Raw genomic sequence first — 20,338 nt, 5'->3', positions numbered from 1 at the left:
GTTCCCTCCTTACTCCAATATGGATGGTACACGGAAATGACCATCTTTGTGATCTGGAGCATTTTTCAGTGCTTCTTCTTGTGTAATCCATTGCTTTGGCTCATCTTTACGCATCACATTTTTTATATCCAGTACATGTGTCGTCGGTTCTACATTCGTTGTGTCCAGTTCATTGAGCTGTTCTGCGTAAGTAATGATAGAGCTTAAATGCTCCGTAAACATGGCAGCTTCTTCTTCTGATACATGTAAACGCGCTAAATGGGCAACATGCTTCACTTGATCTTTTGATATTTTTTCCATTTATTTCCCTCCAAACTACATATATAGCTTGCACACTTCAAAGGTATGCATGATTTAAATTTACCATCGTACTTTCTTTCCAAGACGGCTTTTACCAACAACCGCTTTACAACTATAAAGTGACTTCGAGCATGGAAGATGTTGCTGGATCAGTCAAAACAAGAGCTAACAGCAACTAAATCCAGTTTTGTCCTATTAGAAAGCTTCGTTTTTCCTCCATAGGACTTGGTGACAAGCCAAGTTTTTCTAAAAGCTCCTAACTTACGAATGAAAGAAAATCCTCCCTGTAGAAACGCGTAAAGCGAAAGGGCAACCATATATAGGATAATACAACGGCTACGTTTTTATTAAATATAAATGTTGCTATTGCTTAGCTAAAATTCACAATCTTCGTACGCAAATGAAACGCTCGTAACACTATTGATAATAGCAGAATACCCTATGACTAAGCAACTAAAGTAGAGTAGTACAGTGAGAATGAGTGCAATGGATACATATAGACCTGTAAAAAAAGGTGCATAGCAAACTTTTTGGAGAATACAAGCTCGTTTTCCGATTTTTCATCTCCAACTTAAATAACAAGGTAAGCCATATGCCATGCATGGTTTATCCATATGACTTACCTCATTTATTTTTTTTGCATGAACGTGATTACGTTTTCAATTGCTTCACCGTTTCATCATAATCAGCAATAAGATCCTCATTTGGCTTTTGTAATAAACTAACTACAATCGTCGTAACTAAATTGAATAGAAACCCGGGAACAATTTCATAAAGATCAAAAATCCCCCCAGATAAAAATTCTCCCCAAATAATGACCGTTGCAGCACCAACTACTATACCAGCAAGCGCACCATTACGTGTAATTCGACTCCAAAATAATGATAATAGAATAATAGGACCAAAAGCTGCACCAAACCCAGCCCACGCATAGCTAACTAATTCCAACACAGAGCTTTCAGGATTCAGGGCAATCATAAGGGCAATGAATGCAATAACTACCGTAGCAAGTCTACCAACCCATACGAGTTCCTTGTCTGTCGCTTGCTTGCGGAAAATAGCTTTATAAAAATCCTCCGCGACTGCCGAAGAAGACACAAGTAATTGGGAATCTATCGTACTCATAATAGCTGATAAAATAGCTGCTAATAAAATTCCAGCAACAACTGGATGAAATAGAATTTGCGAAAACGCAATGAAAATTTTCTCCGAATCGGCTAGCATTTGTATTCCATTTTCATTTACAACTTGAATGCCAAATTCAGATAACATCGGCACTTCTTGGGTGCTTATAAATGCAAGTCCAACAAACCCTGTAAAAATAGCGCCATATAACCCGAGCACCATCCATGCAGTTCCAATAAATCTCGCTTTTGGGACATCTTTATGCGAGCGTAAAGCCATAAACCGAACTAATATATGCGGCTGACCAAAATAACCGAGACCCCATGCAAGGGAAGAAATAATCGCCATTATCCCAACACCTTCCACCATATTTAAGTGAGATGGATGAATCTCGCCGACCGCTTGCACAGCCGCATCCCATCCTCCCATTTGTGTTAGCGCGACAATGGGGACTACTAGCAATGCAAGAAACATGAGTAACCCTTGCACAAAATCAGTCCAAGCCACAGCTAAGAAACCTCCCAATAATGTATAAGAGATAACAATAATACCACCAATCCATAGTGCTGTTTCATACGAAAGTCCAAACGACGCTTCAAAGAGTTTTGCACCACCAACCATCCCAGATGAAGTGTAAAACGTAAAAAATAATAGAATGACTAACGCAGCAATCACACGTAAAATATGTGATTGATCTTTAAAACGATTGGCTAGAAAATCTGGAATTGTAATGGAATTATTACTAACTTCCGTATAAACACGTAACCTTTTTGCGACAAATTGCCAATTTAAATATGCACCAGTAGCAAGGCCAATCGCCATCCACGCTTCTGACATACCAGAAGCATAAATAGCCCCAGGCAGACCGAGTAGTAGCCAACCACTCATATCGGAAGCCCCTGCACTTAGAGCAGCAACCCCTGGGCCTAACCCTCTACCTCCTAATACATAATCCGATAAATTATTCGTGCGATAGTACATCATAATACCAATAAGTAACATTCCTGCTAAATAAACAATAAATGTGATAAGCGTCGCTGTAGTCAACGGTTATTTTCTCCCTTCTGTAAATAAAGTAATAAAAGATAAAATAAGTATTACAGGCATAGGAACAAATAACCAAAACCAAGTCGCCCCTTGAATAGCGTATTCCATTTCTATCTCCCCCTTTGTTCTTTTACCTTTACAATATGCAAAACAACTCCTCAATACATCAAATATTCTTTCATAAAAGAATATTGTAATAATATAGTACCATTTTTGACAAAACTGTAAACAAAAGGACACCTTATTTCGAGAATTTTCGACGGGGAGAGCGAATTGGCGAGGAACAGGAGCAAATCTGGGACTAGCAGGAGCGATTTTCCGAGGAACGGGAGCGAATACCGGACGAGCACGAGCGCATTTACGAGGAACGGGAGCAAATACGGACGAACAGGAGCGCATTTGCGATGAACGGGAGCGAGTTCGGGGCGAGCACGAGCGATTTGGCGAGGAACGGGAGCGAGTTCGGGGCGAGCACGAGCGATTTGCGAGGAACGAGAGCGAGTTCGGGACGAGCACGAGCGATTTTCCGAGGAACGGGAGCGAATCTGGGACGAGCAGGAGCGATCTGGCGAGGAACGAGAGCGAGTCCGGACGAGCACGAGCGCATTTACGAGGAACGGGAGCGAGTTCGGACGAGCACGAGCGATTTTCCGAGGAACGGGAGCGAATACGGACGAGCACGAGCGCATTTACGATGAACGCGGGCGGTTGAAATAAACGCTCACACAAAAAAAGGCCCAGAACGGGTTCCACGCCACTCTGGGAAAGATTCTATCATAATAGGGTAAAAAAGTTAAAATAGATTGAAAAGAATATAAATCAATTAAAACTGCTCGTTATGGTTGGACACTCCAGGGTGCGCGCCCTTCCCAGCACTTTCTGAAAATTGCTGCTCTGTAAAGAAAAGGCTGCCAACAAGTAAGGCACCACATAGTACGGATAGTAATCCTTTTTTCAATTTATCCCCCCTTATTTAAATTACATGTTGACAAATTCCTCATAGCTTAAGCTTGCTAACTTATAATATTGAACAGATTCTTTATACTTTCCCCATTCCTCTAAAAGGTTGGCTAGTAACTTAGAATAAAACACCAAGTAACTATGTTCGCCTGCTTGTTTAAGGTACGGTATAAAGTGATCTGTTAATACCACTTTAAACTTATCAAATTCTTCATTTATTAAGTGTGTATACACTTTAATAATATAATCATAAAGATTCCACAAATCAGAATACGTGACTTTTGATAATAATTCTTTAGCTTCTCGTAAGTTTTGCTCCACTTTCTCATATTGTTTAACATGATAATATTCTTCAATTAAACAAGTATAAGTGGATAGTAGGTTATCAGTATCTACATCTTTATCCTCAATAGCTAACAAATAATTTTTGATTGCTTCTTCCGAATTTCCAGTAGTCGAATACAGATAACCTAAATTTTGATGTGCTAAACTAATCACGTCTTGGTTATCACACAGTTCGCCTAGATGTTTTGCTAATTGAAAGTTTTTAATTGCTTTTTCATATTTCTTAAACCTTTGGTAAGAGATGCCAAATAAAATATGGCATTGACCACAGCGATCAAAATTATATTCGCGTTGAAATACTTCCATTGCTTCTTGTGTATAATCCAAACACTCCAACTGTTGCCATAGTTGACTATGAGTGACAGCTAATCCATATTTTAGGTCAGCTATTTCTACCTCATTTAAATTGGCAAGCGGGATTTTTTCTTGAGCCTGCTTAAACAATTTCATCGCTTTAGCATGCTTGTCTTGAAGCGAATAATAACCGCCCTTAAACTTGTACCAGTAATATTCATGTTTATGGTTAAAAGAATCTACTAATTCATGTAGCTCATTAATTTTTGCTAGCGCTTTACTAAAATCACGTAAAACACTATAATAACGGATTTGATGTATTTCAAACATAATAAAACTTTCATTAATACTCTGATTCATGATTACTTGCAATTCTTCATAACGGTCGGTCATTTCTTGTTTATCACAGTGGTCAAAGAGCATTTCATACCATTGTTGACATTTCTCTTCGATGTGGGAATTCGTTTCTTCTGCAAATTCAATTCCTAATCGATTACAAAGTAATTGAATGATTTCTGGGCTTGCCTTCGTCTTTTTATTTTCAATCTTGGATAAATAAGACAATGAAACGATTCCTTCCGACAATTCTTCTTGCGTCATTTGTCGCTTCGTTCGTTGTAATTTGATGAAAGGACCAACGTCTACCAAATTCCCACCCACCATCTCCTTAGATTTTCAACTTTGTATAGTTTCATTATAACATAAATTCAGATAATTCATATTGGGAAAATAGTTCGTTTTTGCGGGGGTTACTACTGTAAAATAGGCTGAAATCTTTCTTCTTTTTCTTCATTTAAGAAAGTCTGTATAGTTGTTGTATAAAGTTGTAAAAAACAACGTAATAGGAAGTAATACTTTATGCGTAGAAAAAATGATATTGTCCGTCCATTGTTTACCTTCAAATTAAATTTTTTAGGAAATAAGACCTTAAAAAAATGCACGTCATCAAAAAAAACTTTATGTAGCAAGCGTTTCCCCTAGTCTAAATTGAGAAGTAATCCACTTTCTTCTTTTTCCAATTCCCTTCAAATTACAGTTGGGCCGGGATGCACGTTGGCTTTTATCAATCGTTAGTTACGAATACCATTCTTATCTGGCAAACTGTTAAAAACCTGCATGGGAGAAACCTCTTCCATGCAGGTTTACCTTGGGTAATTTCATAAGAACCGTAATTGCTTGGGTTAGGAATTAATCGTACACGCGAAGGTCTATCATACAAAACGGCATGACTAAACGCTCGTCATCTATTATCAAGGAGTGCTTTTACCTAACAATTATAAAATATTCACTGTTGGCTTTTTCGAACCAGGATTTCGATAGATGATACTTTCTAGTTTATCACTGGATGTTATTTTGACTTCTAAGCCGTAATGGTCTGAAAACATTTCCTGGACTAAGCCGTAAGCATATTGAGTAAAGCCAACGACTTCTCCTTTCCCATAAAACTCAATTGGGATCTCAAGCGTCATCTTTTGCAATTCATCATTTACGTAGAATCCTTCACCGACAACACCGACATAATTCGGAAAATAACTAGCGATTTCCTTACCGAAATTCGTCACTAGTTCATGATCTTCAAAATAATCTTCTTTTCCTTCTTCTGACGGGAATAATACATACTTTTCTTTAATGGAATCCCACTCTCCAACAGAAGAACTATCTGCTGGTATATTTGTTTTAGCGACAAAATTACCTGGAACAGGAGAAGATTGGTCCTCTTCACGATAAATTGCCATCATAATCGGAACATTTTCTAATCCTTCGATTTTACGTATATCTTCAAGAAGCTTATTAGCAATTTTATTTGCTTGTTTCATCATTTCTGATTTGCTAATATCCTCTTCGTACGTTGGACCGCCCGTTTCCGTTTGAAATTGGTAGGTGGATTTCATTGCAATCCCGATCGAAATACCTGCTAGTGATACCTTATTGTCCTTTTTGACTAAATAATTTTGCTCTAGAATATGAGATAGGTAGCGGGGGTTATCCCTATAATACTTCTCCGGCGCCCCTTCTTTCTTCTTTGGATTTAATCCATCAATCCATTTGTTAACTGTTTCTTCATCAATGTATTGCCCTTCTTGAAATAAATGCTTTTTTGGATCGAACACCGATTTAGAATGTCGCCGTAAGCCTTCCTCCACTTCATCTATATCAAGACGATTAGCCACTTGCGTTACGATCACACCTCTTGCTTTACCAGGTTTAAACGGGAGAATCATTTTATAATTATCCTCTGAAAGCTGATAGCTAGGAACAATCGCCTGCTCTTCATTTGAATTTGATTCTTTTTCCTGTACCACTTCATCTTTGTTCATATTGGGGGCGCAACTCGTGAGCAACAATAGTGCGCCTATGAACCAAATCATTGTCTTTTTCACGATTCCACTCCCTCGTTTTTTACGACTTGTTGAAATTGGGATTCATCCCAGACTTCAATTCCAAGATCCTCTGCTTTCGCTAACTTGGAACCTGCATCGACACCAGCAATGACTAAATCTGTCTTTTTACTGACGCTCCCGGTTACATTTCCACCTAAGTCCTCTATAAATTGCTTTGCTTCGGTTCGTGTATAAATTTCCATTTTTCCTGTTAACACAACTGTTTTCCCGCTAAATACACTTGTTTGAGCTGTTTCTGTAGGTTTCACTCCTAAATAAGACATGTTAACACCAAGGCTACGCAATTCTTCTAAAAGATCAATTACTTGTTCTTCTTGAAAATATTGCACGATGGAGTCAGCCATTTTTTCGCCAATTTCATTAATCGCAACTAAATCATCATATGTTGCTTGTTGTAGCTTTTCCATCGTTTCAAATTCCATTGCTAATGTTTTGGCAGCTTTTGCTCCAACAAAACGAATACCAAGACCGAATAATAATTTTTCCAGTGAATTTGCTTTCGAAGCTTCAATTGCTTCTAATAAATTGGTAACTGATTTTTCTCCCATTCGTTCAAGTTTTAAGAGTTCTGTTCTTTCCAGACGGTAAATATCAGCAATTGTTTTCACCAAATCTGCTTGGAATAGTTGAACAATTACTTTCTCTCCAAGCCCATCAATATTCATAGCATTCCTAGATACAAAATGGATAAGCCCTTCTTTTAGTTGCGCAGGGCAATTTGGGTTAATACAACGTAAAGCAACCTCTTCCTCTAAGCGGACTAATTCACTGCCACATGCAGGGCACTCCTCTGGCATATGAAATTCTCGCTCTTCTCCTGTTCGTTCTTCTACCACAGCTCGGACTACTTTAGGAATAATATCTCCCGCTTTTTTAATCACGACCGTGTCGCCAATACGAATATCCTGTTCCCTTATTAAATCTTCATTATGAAGAGAAGCACGTTGAACAGTTGTGCCAGCAACTTTTACTGGATTTAAAATCGCTGTCGGTGTAACTACACCTGTCCTACCAACACTTAATTCAATATCAGTCAGTTTCGTTACCGCTTCTTCAGCCGGAAATTTATAAGCAATTGCCCAACGCGGGCTTTTTGCAGTATAACCTAATTTTTCTTGCTGGTTAATGTCATCTACTTTAATAACGATCCCATCAATTTCATAATTTAGGTGTGGTCGTTCTGTCGTCCAATATTGCACATACGCCATCACTTCTTCTACGGAGTCACATTTTCTCCATTCTGGGTTAACCTTTAAACCTAATTCTTTTAACCGTTCTAGCCGTTCACTATGTTTCGTTACATTGCTATTCTCCCATTCGCCAACCCCATACAAAAAAATGTCGAGGTTTCGTTTCGCGGCAATTTTCGGATCAAGCTGGCGTAAAGAACCAGCCGCTGCGTTCCGCGGGTTGGCAAACGGTTCTTCCCCCTTCGCTTCTCGTTCTTTATTTAAAGCTAAAAAGGATTTATGTGGCATAAACGCTTCTCCACGTATTTCCAATGTTTCATTTTCTCTAATCGTTAATGGAATGCTACGGATTGTTCGTAAATTACTTGTAATATCTTCCCCTATTGTTCCGTCACCACGTGTTGCTCCACGAACAAACTTGCCATCTTCGTATGTTAAAGAAACTGCTAATCCATCAATTTTTAACTCACAAACGAAGCTTATTGGCTCCTCCGTTCCTTGACTCACCCTTTTAACAAAATCGCGAATATCCTGTTCATTAAAAGCATTTGCCAAGCTAAGCATAGGGATGCGGTGCTCTACTTTATGAAATTCTTCCAGCGGCTCTCCACCAACACGCTGTGTAGGAGAATCTGGCTCTTGAAACTCTGGATATGCTTCTTCTAGTTCACGAAGCTCGCGCATTTTTTGGTCATAAACCGCATCTTCCACAGATGGCTTATCTAGCACATGATACTCATAGTTATATTGATTTAAAATCGCCGTAAGCTGTTTTATTTTCTCTTGTGCTTGTTGTTTGTCCATCCAAGCACCTCCCTTATTGTTTCGTAATTGGTGCAAATTTTGCTAATACACGTTTAATGCCGACTGGTGCAGGGAAAGCAATATCAAGCTCCATTGCTTCACCTTCTCCACTTACTTTTACAACCGTACCCACGCCCCATTTTTTATGGTTCGCTTTATCGCCAGGTGACCACGTCTCATTTTCAGCACCGGATGTTTTCTGCATTTGCTGTGCTTTACGCTTCATCGATTGTGCTCTGCTCGGCTTCGGTTCTGTGCTTCTGCCAAACATCGTATCGTTAGCTACTTCAATACCTGCTATTAATTCTTCCGGTATCTCATTAATAAACCGGCTAATAGGATTCATATTCGTTCGCCCAAACAAGGTTCGCATACGCGCATGGGTGAGATAAAGCTCTTTTTCAGCACGCGTAATACCGACATAAGCTAATCGGCGTTCTTCTTCCATTTCTTCCTCATCGAACATGGAACGGCTATGTGGAAAAACATTTTCTTCCATACCGATCAAAAATACAACTGGAAATTCTAATCCTTTTGCTGCATGTAACGTCATTAATGTAATTTTAGCTTCTGCTTCTGTTTCCTCTTCATCTACTTGATCAATATCAGCAATTAAGGCTAAATCTGTTAAAAAGGCAACAAGTGTTTTATCCTCACTACCTGCTTCAAAGTCTTGCGTAACCGTCATAAATTCTTCTAAGTTTTCCAAACGACTTTGCGCCTCGATGGATCGCTCGTTTTTTAACATCGTTTCATAGCCGGTTCGCGTTAATACAGCCTCTACCATATCTGTAGCTGTCAAAAACTCTTGTTGTTGCGACAGAGATTCAATGAGGCTTGAGAATGCAGCAAGCGCGTTAGCTGCTTTTTTAGATACGCCCGTAAAATCGACTTCCTTCACTGCTTCGTGGAAAGAAATATCGTGAAGAGCAGCATATTCGCGTAAACGTTCCACCGACGTTTTCCCGATTCCTCGTTTCGGCACATTGACAACACGCTCAAAGCTTAAATCATCATTAGGATTGGCAATTAAACGCAAGTACGCAATAATGTCCTTAATCTCTTTGCGCTCATAGAATTTCGTACCGCCTACCATTTGATACGCCATATTCGATTTCACCAAGGTATCCTCAATAGCACGAGATTGCGCATTCGTTCGATATAGTATCGCCACATCACTTGGGGAGTATTCCCCTTCTCGAGTTAATTGCTGGATTTTTTCCGTGACAAATAAAGCTTCCTCTTGTTCCGTTGCACCTTGAAAGTAATGAATTTGTTTGCCATCCTCATTTTCTGTCCATAGTTTTTTCGGCTTCCTGCTTGTGTTATTATCAATCACATGGTTCGCAGCCGCTAAAATAGACTTTGTAGAGCGATAATTCTGTTCCAACATAATGGTTCTTGAGGTCGGATAATCCTTTTCAAAGGTTAGGATATTTGCAATATCAGCACCTCGCCAGCGGTAAATGGACTGATCGGAATCACCTACAACACATAAGTTTTGATAACGACTCGCTAGCATTTTTACAAGTGCATATTGTGCGTGGTTCGTATCTTGATACTCATCAACATGAATATATTGAAAACGACGTTGGTAGTATTCCAACACTTCTGGCACACGTTTAAATAAATGAATGGTTTGCATAATCAAATCATCAAAATCAAGCGATTGGTTTTTTACAATCATCTTTTGATACGCTTCATATACTTGTCCTACTTGCCGTTCAAAAAAGTTACCTACACGTTTATTATATTCTTCTGGTGTAATGAGTTCGTTTTTGGCAGCACTAATTTGACCAAGCATCGCCCTTGGTTCCATTTTTTTCGGATCTATATTCAAATTTTTAAGCACTTGCTTGACGACCGATAGCTGATCACTGCTATCTAAAATGGTAAAATTACTGTTATAGCCAACGCGGTCAATGTCCCTACGTAAAATGCGTACACACATCGAGTGAAAAGTCGATACCCACATATACTCACTCTCAGGTCCAACTAACCTTTTCACACGTTCTCTCATTTCTCTAGCTGCTTTATTTGTAAATGTAATAGCTAACACATTACGAGCAGAAACGTCCTTCTCTGCTAATAAATAAGCAATTCGATGCGTCAATACACGTGTCTTTCCACTTCCAGCACCAGCCATAATGAGCAGTGGGCCGTCTGTATGCATCACAGCTTCTCGCTGTTGTTGATTCAATCCTTTTAATAATGTTTCCTTTGTTTGACTCATTCTATCACCGCCTAACTGATTACTCTTTTACCGCAGAAACGGTTTGTAAAGCTTGCTTCATATTCGTATATATACTGTTGCCAACAACGATGACATCAGCGTACTGTTTCATTTCCTTCGCTTGGGCAGCAGTTTCTATACCTCCACCGTAAAAAAGAGTGGCATGCTGTAATTGCGTTTTCACCTTAGCAACTAAGGCTGGATCGCCATATTTCCCGCTATACTCCATGTAAAATATAGGCAAGTGAAATACTTTATCCACCATGTACGCATAAGCGATGACATCTTCCTCATCTGGTAAATAACTATTCGTATACGTAAAGGCTTTTGCGTCCTCGTTCAAAATGCAATACCCTTCAAAGAAAATTTCGCTAAACTCCATCATATCTACATAATCTTTAATGGCCTGATGTTGCATATCCATCATCCATTTTTTCTCTTTTGAATTGAGCACCATGGGAATATAATAATAATCAAATCCTGGCGTAATGGCATCCATGGATGATATTTCTAAAATACAAGGCACTGTATATCGACGAATGCGGGATAGTAAATCTAATACGTTGTCTAAGGTAATATTATCCGTACCACCAACGATAATTGCATCTGTACCAGACTCGCATATTTTCTCTAAATCCTCATCCGTTATTTCTTTTGCTGGATCAAGCTTAAATATGTGTTTCCATTGCTTTAATAACGTAGTCACGATTCAAATCCTCCATATTGTTTATCCGTTAGTTCATTATACCAAAAAACCTTTATGGAATGAACAAAGGCGCAAGCGCCCGTTTAGCAACGTAGCGACTGAAACGAAGCAACGAAAGTTTTAGGAATCATGCTCCTGCAACAGGAGTATGCCGGCGCCCTCCGGCAAGCCCGTCTTTAGTCGGCCTTCCTATTTAGAACGAACCGATGATGACTTAGCTTAGGGCAATGGAGTGAAGTTGCCTAGTTGCTGGGCGCTGGAGCCGGACGGGGCTTATTCGGTTATTTGGTTATCCCATAGCATGAAATTTATTATACGTACTTATCCTATTTGGAAAGAGGGCTGTTTTTTCCTAAAGCGCAATAAAAGACGCCACCAAAAAATGGTGACGAATTTTTCTATAAAATAGTACCTATTTATCTTCCATGATCCGATCAAGCACGATTTTATAACCATCACTTCCGTAATTAATACATCTCCGTACGCGTGAAATAGTAGCCGTTGAAGCATTTGTCTTTTCTTCAATCGCATTATACGTAGCACCTTGTGTTAACATTTTAGCTACTTGCAGGCGCTGTGACAGCGATTGAATTTCAGACATTGTTGCTATATCATCAAAAAAGCGGTAGCATTCTTCTTTATCTTTTAATGATAGGATAGCTTCAAATAGTTCATCTAAATGTTGTCCACGTAATTTATCAATTTGCACATCTCGGCCTCCTCCCCATTAATCACTTGATATCGTTACAATGTCTTGCAATCCAGGTTGTTGAGGAATAACATTAATCCATGTTTTCCCCGGAACAAACGGTACTTCCTTATTATTCTTTACGGGGATGATTCTGCCCGCTCGATTTTCCCATTGTATTTCTTGCATCACACCGTTTTGTAATAAATAAGCCTCACCGCCGGATTCTAAATCAATTGCTCGGCGTCCCTCTTGGTCAATTACTTGATGACTTGCTTCGATAATGAATACATTATTTATTTCAATTGGCTCTTCCGTATCCATTTCTACAGTTTGTTGCTCTCCATTATAGCGCTTATACGTTCCACTGTCCTCTTTAAATATATATTGTATCATTTCATTTGAATTATTTGCATAACTAACGGTAACCTTTGGTGCAGGAGAACCGGCAATTTCAGCATCCGTTTCTAGAAATGGCAATGATTCATATGTAGCAGTTACATCATACCCTTTATCTTCCGCTATTTCATATATCGCATCGGTTTGTAAATACGAGTTATGAGGCGCTTTACGAAAAGTCTCTCGTTTAAATAAGTTACCATCATTATCATAAAGCGAGCCGTTCAGATGGTCAATTCCTTTATCTTTTATCTTTTGATTAATAAAATCAGCAGCGCCGTGATGCACGTAAATAGCATTATACCCTTGGGCTAAATCAAAATAATACTCCCGCGCACTGCGAACAGGGCCAATAACATCAGGTAGCTCACTTTGGTAAAGCGCTAGAAACCGCGTAATATTCCCTTCAGCTAGCATTTCGAAAACAATATCTGCTTGTGATAAACCCGTTTGCGGCCTTGCTTTCGGATGATTATTTACCATGACAGCAACCATTCTGTTATCTGTTGCTCCATCGGCAGAAAGACCTGTCAAAGCATATGCAGCATTTTTATCATCATCTTTTTCGTTATCCTTCCCCACATCCCCTTCATTTTTACAACCTGCAATAAAAATAAATACCATGATGACTACTAAGAATAAAACTTTTCGCATACTATTTCCTCCTTCGATTGCCTTTTTCATATTACATACTCGAAAGGGCCTTATCATATGCTCCCAGTACGAGTAATGCCACTTCTTATCCTATAAAAAGTTTGGTCAGCACTGTATTACACTTATTAGAAAAACTTGGCTTATCGCCATGTCTTATGGCGGAAGCCGCAGTTTTTCTTATACTATAAACCTTTAAACTTTTTTGCTTTCCTACAGTAAAATGAAGTCCCGAGCTTACCGCAGTGCGTTTGTTTATGATTTTTTCTAATTTTTAATACGTAGACACTGCTTCTTTTACCTGACAAGCTGCCTCGTTTATTATACGCTAACACATCGTTGCAGGGAATAGGAGTTCCTTTTGCTTCACATCTATAATTCCCTGCGGCGTAATACGCACATAAGGTAAATGCGTAGAGGATAAGAAAAATATCGAATACACAGGGTCAGAAAATGGATACCCAAATGATTGTAAAATCTGTTTTAATTCTTTTTCCTGTTTAATCAGTTCGTCCATCGCTCCAGCATACATCATCCCACCAAGTTGGAGCGGAATTTCTAATAATATTTCTCCATGATGGGCAATAACAATCCCCCCGCCTAACTCTTTTATACGTTTACCAGCAAGTAACAAATCGCTTTTTCGTTTTCCAATAAATACAAAATCACCAGACACGGAATAAGAGCTTGCGATAGCACCTAGCTCATTCGTAAACCCCCGTAACGTCGTATTCACACGCCATTTGCCATGTCGATCAAGTAAAATTAAAAAAGAATCCGTTGTTTCGGCAGGAAGTTCTTCAACGGTTATATCCACTTCAATTGGATATGGCGTCATAATTACATCGTTGACCATTTCCAAACCGATTGGAACGGAAAATTGTAATTCTTTATAACTTATTTCCCAATCTAAATCTAGTGGCTTGATGTGATATTTTGACCACGGGATTTGGGCTTGCATTTTTTGCTGTTCGCCATGTTTTACAATCCATTTTCCTTTTGACAGTACACTCTCTGGATGAGGATTATCTTTTTCTGTTAAAATATTAATATGGGCAAATCGACCCGGTGTAATACTTCCTAGCTGTTCTTCCATTCGTAAATGCTTAGCAGCGTAGAAACTACCCATTAAATAAGCTTCTTCAATAGGTATTCCTTTTTTTATAGCAATGTCGATACACTGATTAATAAGCCCTGTTTCATAAAAAGCAGGTGTCGCTCCATCTGTTGTAAAGGTTACATTTTCAAAGGATGTCACCCCTGCTGCAAGCATTTCCTCTATCAAATTTGGTAAATCGGGGCGTATCGATGAATATCGCAAGCCTACATGATAGCCTAGTAGTAGACGCCGTAAAATCTCCTCTCCAGAAATCGATTCATGATCCGCATTAACACCGAGTAGTTTCATTTTTGTTAAGGTCCGTTCAGAAGCCCCAGGGAAATGTCCTTCCACAGGTTTACGCTGATTTTTCGTTTCTTGAATCCAATATAATAAAATATCGTCACCTGCTAGAAGGTCTGGCCAGGAAGTGAGTTCACCACCCTGAACGACCGCAGGATGTTTTACCCACGATAAAACGTCTTCTGTCTGAAATAAACCATGCTCCCCCTGCAACTCCGTCTGCGGATCAAATCGAGCCCACCAATACATAGACACAGGGTGCTTGCTAAACTCCTCCAAAATCGAAAACGCTTTCTTTTTGTTCAACATAAATAACCATAATAAATTGTCATTGATTAATGTTGTTGTGCCTGTCTTAGCTGCGTGCCATGCCAATTGTTCCGGATTATACAATTGAAAGGGGTGGGCATGTGGCTCAATATAACCTGAAACGACATACTTCCCTGTACAATCTACAATCTCTGTATCGTGTAAATTAGCTGGCATTTGCTCCCCAACATAAACAATCCGATCTTCATACATCCAAATATTGGATTCTACCCATTGTTTCGTATACGCATTCAAGTAAGTCGCGTTTTCTAGCACGATCGTTGGAGCTACTTCTCCATCGACGACTCTGACATGCTGCCTCATCTCACGGTTCCTCCAATAAAATCCATTTCGTAACATGAACATCTCCCCCATAAACGTAACATTTGCTTTTATTATCTGAAGTTTCAATGCGTGGTTATTTAAACACCAGGCAGTATCATTTCATCTGTTGTAAACCAATAAGTTATTTAAGTGTTTGTATTTTCAGCATGAAGCAAAGATTTTATGTCGTTCATTCTCCATAACGAATCTGCTTTTTGCTTATACGATTAGAAAACTTGGCGTATCGCTACGTGTCTTGGAGAAAGCCTTTGCTTTTCTATAGTAAAAAAAAGTGACACACGCTTTCTTGTACATTAACATGTATCTAGTATAGGAACAAGTAAAAAGGAAAAAAATACCATGATTCATTGATAACGCCTTACTTTCGGTTGATGTTAGCTTAAATAACTACTTCTAAATTCGTGACAGACACATACGTCTTTAACTGACGAACTTCTTACCTTACACAAAGATGGTTAACTGCACTTCATTTTACCATATTTTCACATGATATATTGTTTCAATTTTGTAAACGTTCATTATTATTTAAGTGTTGTAATAAAATAGCCTTAGGCATAAAACGCAGAAAGAATACCCAAAGTCTTTCTGATGTCGTCGTTTTGCTTATACTATAAAATATGAATGTTACCTTTCCTATAGTGAAAAGAAAAAAGAAAAGGCTCCACCATCATTTCTGATGTGTAGAACCATTCTTCAACATGACCAGCTACCTATTTCCCAATGTCCGTTCGATAAAAGAATTCATCTCGATCTTTGAACACTTGGAGAGGCTCATAAGCAAACGAAACCGCTTCATCAAGGGTATCCGCTACAGCTGCCGATACTAAAATACGACCACCGTTTGTCACCATCCGTTCACCAATTTGTTTTGTGCCTGCATGGACAATCTCCGCAGGCGTAGCTGGCAATGCGGGAATGTCTATTCCTTTTTCATACTCATTTGGATAACCACTAGCAGCTACGACGACACCGACACAAGCTTTTTGCTCCCATTCAAGCTTCGGATCCTTACCGTCTATTACATCTACACATACTTGTGCCAAATCATTTTTTAACAATGGCAAAACAACTTGCGTTTCTGGATCACCAAATCGAGTGTTAAATTCAATCACTTTTGGGCCAGTTTCCGTTTTCATAAGTCCTGCATAAAGCACACCGATAAATGGCCTTCCTTCTTCTATAAGTCCGTTCACTGTAGGCTGTAAAACATGTTTATACGTATAGCCCAAGTCTGCTTGCGTTACGTCTGGCACCGGCGCAAAAGCACCCATTCCCCCAGTATTCGGTCCTTGATCAAAATCAAAGGCGCGTTTATGATCACGAGCAGGAACCATCGGATACACTTGATCGTGATAAACAAAAGCCATTAAGGAGAATTCTTTTCCTTGTAAAAATTCTTCTATAACAATCGTTGTCCCTGCATCGGCAAACGTTTTTTCGACTAACATTTCTTCTACAGCGGCAAATGCAGCTTGTTTCGTTTCAGCTACAACAACTCCCTTACCGGCAGCAAGCCCATCCGCTTTAATGACAATAGGGGCTCCTTTTAATTCAATATATGCTTTTGCTTTATCTACATCTGTAAATGTTTCGTGAACAGCAGTTGGTATATGATATTTGTCCATAAATTGTTTCGCAAATTGCTTGCTTCCTTCAAGGAGAGCAGCTTCTTTTGTTGGAGCAAAGATACGTAATCCTTCTCTTTGAAAAGCGTTCGCAACGCCTTTATTTAATGGATTTTCGGGGCCGACAATTGTTAAATCAATTGCCTTTTCCTTAGCAAAATCTATTAACCCTTGGGTATCCATTTCATCAATAGAGACACAAGTAGCTTGCTCTACCATTCCGCCATTTCCTGGAGCTACATATAATTGAGTAACCTGTCCACTTTCCCTTAATTTCATTACAATACTATGCTCTCTACCACCACGACCAATGACTAGAATGTTCATGAAACGAAAAGCTCCTCTCCAAAATTAATGTTTGAAATGACGTATGCCCGTAAAAATCATTGCAATCCCATATTGGTTACATACATCAATAGAATCTTGATCGCGCTTGGAACCGCCTGGCTGAATAATAGCAGTAATTCCTGCTTTTGCAGCGGCTTCCACCGTGTCTGGCATAGGAAAAAATGCATCCGAAGCCATAACTGCTCCTACTGCATGCTCTTTCGCTTGCTCAATGGCAATGTTTGCAGCACCAACTCGATTCATTTGTCCTGCACCAATACCGACCGTTCGATTCTCTTTTGCCAACACAATCGCATTGGATTTCACATGTTTGACTGCCTTCCACGCCAAGAGTAATTGCTCCTTCTCTTTTTCCGTGGGCTCTCGTTTCGTAGCAACAGTAACATCGGAGGCTGTAATTTGTTCCTCATCTTTCGTTTGAATTAACATACCACCAACAACCGATGTATATTTGTTTTCAATTACTTTATCTGCTTGTAGAGGTAATTTCATCAGACGAATATTTTTCTTCTCTGTTAATATTTGTAGTGCTTCTTCTGTAAAACCTGGTGCGATGACAATTTCTAAAAAGATGTCGCTTAACTGCAGCGCCGTATCCTTATCTACTATTTGATTGCAAGCAACAATTCCCCCAAATATGGAAACAGAGTCTGCCGCATACGCATGTGCAAATGCTTTTGCAAGCGTATCTGCCGTTCCAATTCCACATGGGTTCATATGTTTTACCGCAACAGCTGTAGGTGCGTTGTATTCTGCCAAAATCTCTAAAGCCGCATTCGCATCTTGGATGTTGTTATAGGAAAGCTCCTTCCCATGCAATTGTTCACTTGTAGCCAATCCTTGCTGTTTCGTAACCGGTTGCTTATAAAAAGCAGCTGCTTGGTGTGGATTTTCTCCGTAACGTAGCGTCTGTACCTTTTCATATGTAATCGTATAATGATCTGGAAATGCTTCTCCAGTGCTTTCTGTAAAGTATGAGGCAATAAGTGCATCATATGCTGCTGTATGTTGGAATACTTTCGCAGCTAACTGCTGACGTTGTTCTAACGTAACTTCACCAGTTTGCAATGCTTGGAGTATGCTTTCGTAATCGGTTGGATCAACAACCACGGTTACCGCCTGATAGTTTTTAGCCGCTGCTCGCAACATCGAAGGGCCACCAATATCAATATTTTCAATGATTTCCTCATGAGAAGCAGCTTCGTTCGTTACCGTCTCCTTAAAGGGGTAAAGGTTAACAACAACAAGATCAATTGGCGTAATAGCATTCACTTCAAGCTCTTTCAGATGTGCTTTGTTCCCCCGTTTTGCAAGTAATCCACCATGAATGTTTGGATGCAATGTTTTAACCCGACCATCTAATATTTCTGGAAAAGCAGTTATATTTTCCACAGCAGTTGCTGGAATATGAGCTGCTTGTAATGTATGGAGCGTTCCACCTGTTGAAATAATCTCATATCCTGCCTGGACTAATTCATTTGCAAACGATGTAATTCCTTCTTTGTCATATACACTTATTAATGCTCGTTTTTTCATAGTTCTCCCTCATTTTGTACTAATTGTTTAATTATTTTTGGATATAGCTTATGCTCGACTTGCTGGATGCGTTTTGTTAATGAACGAATCGTATCATCTGGATACATATCGACTGTTTGTTGAGCGATGATCGGTCCTGTATCAATACCTTCATCGATAAAATGAATGGTTACCCCTGTTTTGTCCACTTTCGCTGCAAAAGCTTGCGTAATCGCATCTTTCCCAGGGAAATCGGGCAACAACGAAGGGTGGATATTCACGATTTTACCTTGATACGCATGTAGTAAATAGGAACCTACAATACGCATATATCCTGCTAAAAAAATCCACTCTACACGCGCTTTTTTTAATACAGTCACCAATTCTCTTTCATACGCTTCTTTCGTGGCATATTGCTTCGGGTCGAACTGATAGACAGGAATTTGATGTTTCCTTGCTCTTTCTATGACGGCTGCCCCAGGTCTGTCACAGATTAATAAAACGATCTCACAAGCCAAGTCACTTTCGTCAAGCATGGCTTGAAAATTACTGCCCGCCCCGGAAGCAAATACGGCTGCCTTCACCCGACTCATAAACGTATGTGCACTCCTTTTTGTTCCGTCACCGAACCAATAATAGAGGCCTTCTCCCCTGCTGTTTCTAAGTGATCCATAACTTCTGACACATGCTGTTTTGCAACAACGATTGCCATCCCGATCCCCATATTAAACACACCGAACATTTCCTCTGTCGCAATCTTTCCTTGTTGTTGTAAAAACGGAAAAATTTCTGGTATGTCCCACGCCTTTGTATCAATATCCACTCCTAGATTTTCTGGTACCATGCGTGGGAAGTTTTCGTAAAAACCTCCACCTGTAATATGAGCTACACCTTTTATATACCCTGTTTTTAAAACGCTTTGTATCGACTTCGCATAAATACGTGTTGGCGTAAGTAATGCTTCTCCTAGAGGTTCACGTAAACTATAAGATTGATCAAAAGCTAAATCGGCCGTTAACTTACGCACGAGCGAATAGCCATTAGAATGTATACCACTTGATAGCAATCCGATAATAGCGTCTCCGGATTGGATGTTTTCTCCTGTAATGAGTTCTTTTTTCTCGGCAATGCCAACGGTAAAGCCAGCTAAATCATATTCACCAGCTTGATACATCCCTGGCATTTCAGCTGTCTCTCCACCGATTAAAGCTGCATCTGCCTGAACACAACCTTCTGCAATCCCAGCTACAATTTGTTCTATTTGCTTCGGATCATTTTTTCCACAAGCAATATAATCAAGGAAAAAGAGTGGTTTTGCCCCTTGAGCAACAATATCATTGACGCACATCGCCACAACATCAATTCCAATGGTACGATGCTGATCCATAGCAAACGCAAGCTTCAATTTTGTTCCTACCCCATCTGTTCCTGATACAAGTACTGGCTGTTCGTAGGAAAAGCCTGACAGATCAAACAGACCGGCAAATGCACCAATCCCACCTAGCACTTCCTTTTTATTCGTTCGCTCGATATGCTTTTTCATTCGTTCCACAGCTTCGTAGCCTTTCTCAACGTCTACGCCAGCTTGTTTATATACATTTGCCACTATGGTCACTTCTCCTTTTCTATCATCTAAAGTTAATGCTGCAT

At 39.5% G+C, this 20,338-nt stretch carries 15 protein-coding genes; all 15 read right to left on the bottom strand.

Features of this window, described 5'->3' with window-relative positions; all coding sequences use genetic code 11:
* Positions 1-9: 9 nt before the first annotated feature.
* Positions 10-300, bottom strand: coding sequence for an Asp-tRNA(Asn)/Glu-tRNA(Gln) amidotransferase subunit GatC (gene gatC / locus BUB45_RS15795; protein WP_073011896.1), 291 nt, complete (start codon positions 298-300; stop codon positions 10-12).
* A 651-nt stretch (positions 301-951) separates the two neighbouring features.
* Positions 952-2,472 carry a sodium/proline symporter PutP gene (gene putP, locus BUB45_RS15790; protein WP_073011893.1) on the bottom strand — a complete coding sequence of 507 codons (1,521 nt, stop codon included), beginning with the start codon at positions 2,470-2,472 and terminating at the stop codon, positions 952-954.
* An 823-nt stretch (positions 2,473-3,295) separates the two neighbouring features.
* Positions 3,296-3,430 carry a hypothetical protein gene (locus tag BUB45_RS20670; protein WP_280157532.1) on the bottom strand — a complete coding sequence of 45 codons (135 nt, stop codon included), beginning with the start codon at positions 3,428-3,430 and terminating at the stop codon, positions 3,296-3,298.
* A gap of 20 nt (positions 3,431-3,450) precedes the next feature.
* Entirely contained in the window at positions 3,451-4,719 is a 1,269-nt protein-coding gene (locus BUB45_RS15780) for a helix-turn-helix domain-containing protein (protein ID WP_073011887.1), read from the bottom strand.
* A 626-nt stretch (positions 4,720-5,345) separates the two neighbouring features.
* A complete protein-coding gene (locus tag BUB45_RS15770) occupies positions 5,346-6,452 on the bottom strand; it encodes a CamS family sex pheromone protein (protein WP_073011882.1) in 1,107 nt (368 codons plus the stop codon).
* Positions 6,449-8,467 (bottom strand): NAD-dependent DNA ligase LigA, encoded by a 2,019-nt coding sequence (ligA, locus tag BUB45_RS15765; RefSeq protein WP_073011879.1) that lies wholly within the window; start codon positions 8,465-8,467, stop codon positions 6,449-6,451. The genes BUB45_RS15770 and ligA overlap by 4 nt, the downstream gene beginning before the upstream one ends.
* 13 nt (positions 8,468-8,480) lie before the next feature.
* Positions 8,481-10,700 (bottom strand): DNA helicase PcrA, encoded by a 2,220-nt coding sequence (gene pcrA / locus BUB45_RS15760; RefSeq protein ID WP_073011877.1) that lies wholly within the window; start codon positions 10,698-10,700, stop codon positions 8,481-8,483.
* Between the two features lie 19 nt (positions 10,701-10,719).
* Entirely contained in the window at positions 10,720-11,406 is a 687-nt protein-coding gene (pcrB, locus tag BUB45_RS15755; RefSeq protein WP_073011874.1) for a heptaprenylglyceryl phosphate synthase, read from the bottom strand.
* A gap of 412 nt (positions 11,407-11,818) precedes the next feature.
* Positions 11,819-12,115, bottom strand: a complete 297-nt coding sequence (locus BUB45_RS15750) for a YerC/YecD family TrpR-related protein (RefSeq protein ID WP_073011871.1) — start codon at positions 12,113-12,115, stop codon at positions 11,819-11,821.
* A gap of 18 nt (positions 12,116-12,133) precedes the next feature.
* On the bottom strand, positions 12,134-13,147 hold the full coding sequence (locus BUB45_RS15745; RefSeq protein WP_073011869.1) for a DUF3048 domain-containing protein: 1,014 nt from the start codon (positions 13,145-13,147) through the stop codon (positions 12,134-12,136).
* 325 nt (positions 13,148-13,472) lie between these two features.
* The gene (locus BUB45_RS15740) at positions 13,473-15,215 is read right to left on the bottom strand and encodes an adenine deaminase C-terminal domain-containing protein (RefSeq protein WP_073011867.1); all 1,743 of its coding nucleotides are present in this window, start codon (positions 15,213-15,215) and stop codon (positions 13,473-13,475) included.
* A 695-nt stretch (positions 15,216-15,910) separates the two neighbouring features.
* Positions 15,911-17,152, bottom strand: coding sequence for a phosphoribosylamine--glycine ligase (gene purD / locus BUB45_RS15735; RefSeq protein WP_073011864.1), 1,242 nt, complete (start codon positions 17,150-17,152; stop codon positions 15,911-15,913).
* Between the two features lie 24 nt (positions 17,153-17,176).
* Positions 17,177-18,709, bottom strand: coding sequence for a bifunctional phosphoribosylaminoimidazolecarboxamide formyltransferase/IMP cyclohydrolase (gene purH, locus BUB45_RS15730; RefSeq protein WP_073011861.1), 1,533 nt, complete (start codon positions 18,707-18,709; stop codon positions 17,177-17,179).
* On the bottom strand, positions 18,706-19,281 hold the full coding sequence (gene purN / locus BUB45_RS15725) for a phosphoribosylglycinamide formyltransferase (protein ID WP_073011859.1): 576 nt from the start codon (positions 19,279-19,281) through the stop codon (positions 18,706-18,708). Before purN ends, purH begins: the two co-directional genes overlap by 4 nt.
* Complete coding sequence (gene purM / locus BUB45_RS15720; protein WP_073011856.1) at positions 19,278-20,294, bottom strand: phosphoribosylformylglycinamidine cyclo-ligase; 1,017 nt, start codon at positions 20,292-20,294, stop codon at positions 19,278-19,280. Before purM ends, purN begins: the two co-directional genes overlap by 4 nt.
* Positions 20,295-20,338: the final 44 nt, after the last annotated feature.

The organism is Virgibacillus chiguensis (assembly GCF_900129865.1).
Lineage (GTDB): Bacteria > Bacillota > Bacilli > Bacillales > Amphibacillaceae > Virgibacillus > Virgibacillus chiguensis.
Note: the sequence above shows the minus strand (reverse complement) of the source record. Positions and strands in the feature narration are given on the sequence as shown.